Annotated in this window: 1 protein-coding gene; it reads left to right on the forward strand. The window is 74.9% G+C overall.

Annotated elements, in window-relative coordinates; all coding sequences use genetic code 11:
• Positions 1-304: 304 nt before the first annotated feature.
• Positions 305-1,254: D-2-hydroxyacid dehydrogenase (locus tag ACFWGZ_RS41045; RefSeq protein WP_382456982.1), on the forward strand; the 950-nt coding region annotated here is incomplete at its 3' end.

Raw genomic sequence — 1,254 nt, forward strand, 5'->3', positions numbered from 1 at the left:
CCACCTCGGTGCGGTGCACCACCAGCCGGACGGCGTCGAGCAGGATCTCCATCCGCGGATAGTCGTCCCGGGCGAAGCCGCCCGGGTAGAGGATTCCGACGGTCGTCATGTCCACGTGTCCGCCCCTTCCTGTGCCGTCCGGGCCCCCGCACCGAGCCGTCCGTGACCCCGCACCGGAAATGCCCGTTCCATCCAAGTATTCCCCCATACGCCGCGAATCCCACGACGCCCCGTTGACGGACGGCGGTCCGGCTGCGAGCGTGGTCGGTCCGCACCCCCGGACGCAGCGGAGCGAGCGACTCTCATGCCGGAGCCCACCGTGCTCGTCCTGGACACCTCCCCCTCGCCGCGCCTGGGCCGGCTGACCGGCCAAGCCCGCATCCGGCACACGGACGGGGCCGGGCTCCCCGCCCTGCTCCCGGCCGCCGACGTGCTGCTGGTGTGGGACTCCGCCTCCGACGCGGTACGGGACGCCTGGCCCGGCGACGGGCCGCGCCCGGCCTGGGTGCACACGGCGAGCGTGGGGGTGGACCGGCTGATCTGCCCGGAGCTGGCGGCCTGCGACACCGTGCTGACCAACGCCCGGGGCATCTTCGAGCGGCCGGTCGCCGAGTACGTGACCGGGCTGCTGCTGGCGTTCGCCAAGGACCTCCCGGGCACCCTGAACCTCCAGCGGCGGCGGCAGTGGCGCCACCGCGAGACCGCCCGGCTCGCGGGCAGCCGCGCGGTCGTCGTCGGCGCGGGCCCGGTCGGGCGGGAGATCACCCGGCTGCTGATGGGCCTGGGCCTCAAGGTGGCCCTGGTGGGGCGCACCGCGCGGCGCACCGTGCACGGCATCGGGGACCTGGACCGGCTGGCCTCGCTGGCCGACTGGGTGATCTGCGCCGCCCCGCTCACCGACGCGACCCGCGGCATGTTCGACGCCCGGCTCTTCGGGCTGATGCAGCCCTCGGCCCGCTTCGTGAACGTGGGGCGCGGCCCGCTGGTCGTCGAGGAGGACCTGGCCGGGGCGCTGCGCAGGCGGTGGATCGCGGGCGCGGCGCTGGACGCGTTCGAGCGGGAGCCGCTGGGGACGGAGAGTCCGCTGTGGGACGTACCGGATCTGATCGTGTCCCCGCACATGGGCGGGGACACGGTGGGCCGGCAGGACCGGCTGAGCGAGCAGTTCGTGACGATGTTCGAGCTCTGGGCGGCCGGGCGCCCGCTGCCGAACGTGGTGGACAAGCGGCGCGGCTACGCCCCGGTCCGCGAACC

Source organism: Lentzea sp. NPDC060358, assembly GCF_042725365.1.
GTDB lineage: Bacteria > Actinomycetota > Actinomycetes > Mycobacteriales > Pseudonocardiaceae > Lentzea.